Source organism: Croceicoccus sp. BE223, assembly GCF_031457155.1.
In the GTDB taxonomy this organism is placed as follows: domain Bacteria; phylum Pseudomonadota; class Alphaproteobacteria; order Sphingomonadales; family Sphingomonadaceae; genus Croceicoccus.
Map to the genome: position 1 here is coordinate 767,888 of NZ_JAVDWB010000001.1, position 6,733 is coordinate 774,620.

Sequence of the window (6,733 nt, forward strand, 5' to 3'; positions counted from 1 at the left end):
CGCCAGCGGTATGGTCGGTTTTACCCAGTCCTACAAACGACTTGTTGCAATTCGGCGCGCGGCAGGAGCCTGCGTCGGGCAGGGTCAACCCTTCGGGATCAGCGGTGCGCGCTGGTAGAAGTGCAGGTCCTCGATCTCGTAAGTGGGGGGCGTCGCGTCGGTGCGCGCATCGTGCAGGCGCTTCCAGTGCGCGAACAGGCCCATGATGTGGGGCGGGTCGCCGTGGATCTCGGTGAAGACGCCGTTGAGCGAGCGAGTGTCGAAATAGGCGGCGTTGACCTCGTCGGCGTAGAGCTCGGTCGCCAGCTCGTAGCCCCGGTCGAGCCACCACTGGCGTTCCGCGGCGAAGTCCGACACGAGATAGGCGACGTGGTGGAATCCCTCCTCGCCCTGTTCGAACATGTCCATGTAGATGGAGGGCGTGTCGTCGTGCTGTTCGATGAACTGGATCATCTGGTTGCCGAGATAGCCGAAGGCATAGGACACGTCCGCCTCCACCGCCTGGCCGCGGTAGGTGAACTCCTCGCAGTCGTGGTGCCGCACCATGCAGAACGGACCCGCGCCGAAGGCATCGGCCCAGTTCCGCGCGGCTTCGTCGATCGAACGGACGAAATAGGCCTGTTGGAAGAGCTCGCGGCGCATCGGTCTGCTGTTCATTCTGCGGCCTGGTCGTAGCGATCCTCGACGAAGCGGGAGAGCAGTTGTGGCACTGCGAGACCGTCGGGGATGTCTGCGGCACCGATCAGGCGGTCCACCTCCTCGTGGAACCAGTAGATGCGACGTTCCTGGTAGTTGATCATCATCCCGGTGAAGCCGCCGGATTCGAGGCTGCGCTGGATCGGCGCCATGTTCATCATGTCTTCTTCCAGCACCTGATCGAAGATCGGCAGAAAGGTGTTCCAGAATTCGGGCAGCGGCCCGTTCCCCCAATCCGGCGCGACGTAGATCGCCTGCATCGTGCACTTGCCGACGCCGTCGGGCCAGAAGAGCAGCACCGGAAAGCCCGTCGGCTCCACCGGGGTGATCAGGTTCGGAAAGGCCATGTAGGCGACGTTGTTGAGGCGATAGAAGTCCGGCATCGTCGGGATGTCGGGCGCGCCCTCGAACTCGACGAAATTGAGCCCCTGGTTCATCCGCTTGCGCGTCGCCATGCGCGAATGGCCATGTTCGAACAGACCCATCGCGGCGGCCTTGTGGTCGAGCATGATGCCAGCGTTGGTCGGGTGAATGGTGTTGATGTGATAGACTTCGAGGAAGCCGTCCATCGCCACCTTCCAGTTGCAGGCGACCTGGTACTCCTGCACGTGGACGGTGCGCAGCCCGGCCATGCCGACACAGTCGAGTTCGGCCACCAGCGGGCCGAGATAGTCGAGGAGCGGCTGCGCGTCCTTGTCGAGATTCACGAAGACCCACCCGCCCCAGACGTCGCAGGCCGCCTCGATGAGACCGCGGGACGACTTGTCGAGACAAGGAAAGTCGCGCTCGTCCGGCACGCCCTTCAGCGTGCCGTCGAGGCCGTAGGACCAGGAATGGTACTGGCAGCGCAGCAGCCGCGTGTTGCCCGCGTCCTGGCGCACGACCGGCGCGCCGCGGTGGCGGCAGGTGTTGTAGAAGGCGCGGATCCTGTCGTCCTGTCCCCGCACCAGCAGCAGCGGCACGCCCAGCTTGTCCCACAGGCGATAGTCGCCGACCTTGCGCAGATCTTCGTCCCGCCCGGCGCAGACCCAGCTTTTAGCGAGCACCCGGTCATGCTCCAGCGCAAAGAATTCGGGACTGGTGTATCGCCCGCCGGGTATCTCCGGCAGCGGCGGAAAATCGGGGCGCGGTTCCTGTCGCGCCGCTTCGAACGCGATGACCTTTTCGACTTCGTCGTAGACGTTTTCCGGCATCCTGGCGCTCCTCTCCGGTCGGACGGGTGGACAAGGCCCGCGGCGCGTTCCGTTTGGTGGCGGTTTCGAACCGTCTTGTCGGGCAGGGCGCGCCACGGATGACGAAACGCCATACGGCAGACTGCTGCCACTGGCCAAATGGCTAGAGCGTCAGCCATTGTCGCGCGGCGCGAAGGGCTTTTGTTCGACCGGCCGTTGGCGGCGACGGACGGTTTCACGCGAAAGTCCTTTCCCCGACCGTGATAATGCGTAGTATCCGTTTTAAGGCGAGTGCCGCAAACAGCCGTCGCAACAAGGTGGCGAGTGCGGGCACACACTTCGCGCATCCGCCAGCGAGGCCTCGGGCCTCGACCGGGCGGAGCGCTGCAATCGCGGGCGAGAGGAGAGCGATGAAGGACACCCTGCCCAACAGTGAGGTCGTGCCGCCTGGCGGCCCGGCAGACGGGCGGAGCGCGAGCAAGATCGTCTCCGCTATGTATGATGGTTCGCAAGCCACGGGCATCAATCGCATCTGGCGGGTCGGGCGCCCGAACGACGACATCGGTGGCGGCATGGCGCTCGTGCGCGGCCATTTCGAGCGGGGTGAGGGGCGCGTGCCGGAGCCTGCACCGGGCGAGGTGCTGATCCGGGCAGAATACTTTTCGCCCGACGCGATGAACCATGCATGGGTTCGCGGCATGCCGGGCAAGTTCGATCCGCTGCCGCCCGGCGCGCCGATGCGCGGCGGCATCGCCGGCACCATCGTGCAAAGCCGCAATCCCGACTGGCCCGAGGGGACGAGAGTCACCGGCTTTCTCGACTGGGCCGACTATTCGCTGTCGAGCGGCACCGACCATCTCGGCGTGCCGCTTCAAATCATTCCCGACGGGATAGCGACCTCGAGCGGGCTGGTGGCCCTGGGCATGAGCGGAATCTGCGCCTGGCTGGGCCTTGCCCATTTCCTGAAGGTGCGTCCCGGCGACACGGTGCTGATTTCGGGCGCGAGCGGAGCGATAGGCTCGCTTGCCGGCCAGCTTGCGCCGTTGTTCGAAGCAAGGGCGGTCGGCATCGCCGGCGGGGCAGAAAAGTGCGCGGCCGTGCTGGCCAACGGTTTTGCCGCGGTTGTGGACTACAAGGCGGATGACCTGGCCGGGCAGATCGCCGCAGCGTGTCCCGACGAGGTCGACGTCTTCTTCGACAATGTCGGCGGCAAGCTGCTCGATGCCGCGCTCCTCAACATGCGCCACTACGGGCAAGTGCTCATCTGCGGCGGCACCGCGCATTACGGCGCGCAGCCCGAACCGATCTACAACCACATCCACATGGCGATGCGATCGCTGACCATGCGGGGCTTCTTCTACTTCGACGAAGTCGCCCTGTGGGACGAGGCCCGCCAGCGGCTTGCTCACTTCCTTCGCGAGGGCCTCATCCGCGAGTGGCTGGATGTCGAGAAAGGGTTCGAAGCGGTGCCCGACGCGGCGCTCGCGGGGTTCAGCGGCGGAGTGAGGGGCCGCAAGCTGGTCCACATCGCCTGACCGGTATGGAGAGGATAGCGAAAATGGCCTGTATCAAAACAGCAAACGCCGGCCCTGCAAGGCGAGGTGCAGCATGATATCGATGGGCAAGCTCGCCACCGCGAGGGCCGACACGAATCTGGTCGCCGGGGATTTCCGCGCAAGGCGCAAGACCCCGCCGCTCGCCATGGACGGGCTCGACGCGGTGCGCATCACCCGGCCCGAGGACGTGCGCGGCGCCGCGATCGCGCTGCGCGATCTCGTCTCGGGCTGGGGCCTTCGCATCGCCTGCAGCCACGATCTGACCGACAAGAACACGCCGGTCGATGCCGACGGGCGGCTGCTCGCGACCGAGATCTTCGGCTGGGAGGACCGGCCCGACGCCTGGTTCCGCAGGCAGCGGATCGCGCTCAACTCGCCGATCGCGATGGCCGCGCGGTTCGAAAGCCAGCCGTTCTGGTGCAATGCCGAGGGCTTTCACACCCATGTCGCCAACCCCTACCTGGACGAGATCGACCTGGCCGATTTCGTCGAGCGGGCGACGACGACTTCGGCCATCGCGGTGCCGGTCCACATGCCGTTCGGCCAGATCGGCATGCTGTGCCTGTTCCCCGAGGACCAGGGCTGGACCGACCTGTCCGCCGCCTTTGCCGCCCATGCCGACATGATCGCCATCCACGCGCGGCTGTTCATCAGCACTTATGCCCGCACGATGGGGACGCGCCGTAAGGTCCGGCCGGACGCGCTTTCCCAATACGAGGTCGAGTGCATGCGCTGGGCCGCGCTGGGCAAGACCGACCTCGAGATCGGGATGATCATTGGCCGGTCGCGCGCGACGGTCCGCTTCCACATCCAGAACGCCTCGATCAAGCTGGGCGCGGTCAACCGTTGCCAGACCCTGTTCCGCGCCGCGCAGCTTGGTTACGTGACGCTGCCACAGTGACTGTTGCGCACGCGCATCACCTCGGGAACTTTCGGCATCGCGTCGTCCTGCGGCATGCGTCGGCGACAGACACGCCGACACGGCGCAAAATGCGAAAAACGTGGGTTTGGGGGCACTTCAATCGTTTGCTGCAGCTGCTTACGACTGTGGAAGGCCCGAAAAAAACACTTTCTATCAACCTTCTTGTCGCACAAGGTCATGTGCGACCGCAGCGACGCGGCCCGATCGGCGGGAACCATTCCGCCGGTCCGGTGTTGCGTAGCCTCGAACTTAACGGTTCCGTTACAGGGAGCTTCCTATCTGCACCCTCCCGTGAGGGTGGAAATCACAAAACGCACTTCTTGACTTGCCCGACCCGGCGGGCTCACTTCCGGTCATAAATCTGAAACCTTCGCCAATTTGGGGGAACAAATGGCAATGAATAAGCGCATGTTGGTGCTTGGTGCATCGACTCTCGCCATCGGTATCGCGGCACCTGGCCTGGCCCAGGTCGTTGCTGGTCCGACCGCCGGTATCAACGGCACCGATACAACAATCGAGCAGACCCTGGTTCTGACCGACCTCGACGACGAGACGGAAACCATTCTGGATTCGGGTTCGTCGGGCGTTGAGGACACCGACGGCGGCAACGCCAGTGCCCAGGTGATCAGCCAGCCGACCGGCTGGGTCGAACAGTCGGGCACCGCAACCGCTGGTGATCTCGATCTGAGCCTCGTCAACGAGGGCGACTACGAAGTCTATGCGATCGCAACGGCCGACGCGCCGGGCGCGAACAGCGCGGGTATCCTGGTCGGCTTCGGCCAGTTCGGCGACGCCAGCGGCGACGCGACGCTGGCGATCGACAACTCGGGCTCGATGGCGGTCACTGCCGATATCGACGCTGTCGGCACTGTTGGCGAAGCAGCGAACGGCTCGGCTGGTATCACTTACGGCGTAATCCAGCAGGTTTCGGCTGACGGTGCTGCTAGCGCTTCGATGAACAACGACGGCGACATCGCTGTCAGTTCGTCGGCCTCGGCGGCCGGTTCCACCGGGTCGGCTACGTCTTCGAAGACCTTTGGTGTCTTGCAGACCGCCTCGGCGTCTACGGACGTTGTCGATGCGCTGAGCGGCGACGCCGTGGCGGACATCGCCAATGGTGAAGACGGTACCATTTCGATCGACGGCATGGCGACGGCGACGGCGACTTCCGGCACCGCATATGCTTACGATTACACCTATTTCGGTGTTCTCCAGTCGGCCGGCAGCGAAGATGGCGACGCGTCGGTCACGATGACCAATGACGGCGCCGTTTCGGTCGCCTCGAGCGCGATGGCGACGGCCACGAACGAGGATGGCGATGCGGGTTCGGCTTATGCCAACGCCGCGATCGGCAGCGAAGGTGGCGCTGGCATCGCGCAGTATGCCGAGGGCGATCTTGCGGCGGTTTCGCTGGTCAACAACGGCTCGGTCGACCTGTCCGCGAGCGCGTCGGCTCTGGCTGACACTTATGCTCAGGGCTACGCTTATGTGAACGGTGTCGAGCAGGGCGCGTCGGGCTCGTCGGCATCCGTTTCGCTTTCGAACAGCGGCACGATGGCGTTTGCTGCCGACGCGATGGCGGAAGGCACTTATGCCTACGCCAATGCTGGCGTGATGGGCGTTGAGCAGTATGCCTCGTCGGGCGAAGGCGCTGCCAGCGTCTCGTTCTACAACGGCGGCGACTTCACTGTTGACGCTTCGGCAACGGCCTCGGGCCTGTTCGGCGGCAGCGAAGTCGGTGCCTACGCGAACGCCGAAGGTGTCTACCAGGAAGCCAACGGTGGCGAGCCTTCGTACACTTTCGCCAATGACGGCAACTTCGCCGTCAGCGCATCGGCAGTGGCGAGCTACCTGACTACGGTCACCTCGACCTCGGTCCAGGGCTCGGGCACGACGGCGGAAACGGTGACCAACACCGAAACCGTCACGATGCCGGGCTACGCAAACGCTTATGCCTATGGCTACGAGCTCGACGCGACCGGCGGCGGCGTATTCGACGTGTCGAACACGGGTGACTTCACCGTCACGGCCGACGCCGACGGCAACGGCAGCGCCTATGCGCTGGGCATGGACCTCTACGCCGGCTCCGGCGCCACGGTCGAAGGCTTCCAGACCGCCGGCGTGCTGTCGGGCGAGATCGTCAACGACGGTTCGCTGACGGTTGCGGCGACGGCGATGGGCGGCGACCTGACTCCGGTCATCACCGGCACGGGCACGACCGCAACCACCATCGGGTACACTGCGGACAACAGCGCGACGGCGACCGGCATCGCGATCAATGCGGCGGTGGCTGACGTCACGCTGACCAACACCGGCTCGATCGAGGTTTCGGCCACGACCGACATGGGTGAATCGTCGGCCTACGGCATCGTCGTGACCGATGCCGG

Annotated in this window: 5 protein-coding genes; 3 read left to right on the plus strand and 2 right to left on the minus strand. The window is 64.9% G+C overall.

The window, feature by feature from the left end; translation table 11 throughout:
- Window positions 1-84: 84 nt before the first annotated feature.
- Both J2X37_RS03970 and J2X37_RS03975 read right to left on the minus strand, forming a co-directional pair.
- Window positions 85-642 carry a VOC family protein gene (locus tag J2X37_RS03970; RefSeq protein WP_310017994.1) on the minus strand — a complete coding sequence of 186 codons (558 nt, stop codon included), beginning with the start codon at window positions 640-642 and terminating at the stop codon, window positions 85-87.
- Window positions 643-653: 11 nt separating this feature from the next.
- Window positions 654-1,889, minus strand: a complete 1,236-nt coding sequence (locus tag J2X37_RS03975) for an aromatic ring-hydroxylating dioxygenase subunit alpha (protein ID WP_310017996.1) — start codon at window positions 1,887-1,889, stop codon at window positions 654-656.
- Between the two features lie 389 nt (window positions 1,890-2,278).
- Here J2X37_RS03975 and J2X37_RS03980 point away from each other — a divergent pair, with 389 nt between their 5' ends.
- The 3 genes from J2X37_RS03980 to J2X37_RS03990 form a co-directional block, all read left to right on the plus strand.
- Entirely contained in the window at window positions 2,279-3,403 is a 1,125-nt protein-coding gene (locus tag J2X37_RS03980) for an NADP-dependent oxidoreductase (RefSeq protein WP_310017999.1), read from the plus strand.
- Window positions 3,404-3,476: 73 nt separating this feature from the next.
- Window positions 3,477-4,325, plus strand: coding sequence for a helix-turn-helix transcriptional regulator (locus J2X37_RS03985; RefSeq protein ID WP_310018000.1), 849 nt, complete (start codon window positions 3,477-3,479; stop codon window positions 4,323-4,325).
- A gap of 417 nt (window positions 4,326-4,742) precedes the next feature.
- A partial coding sequence (locus J2X37_RS03990; protein WP_310018003.1) for a hypothetical protein occupies window positions 4,743-6,733 on the plus strand: 1,991 nt, incomplete at its 3' end.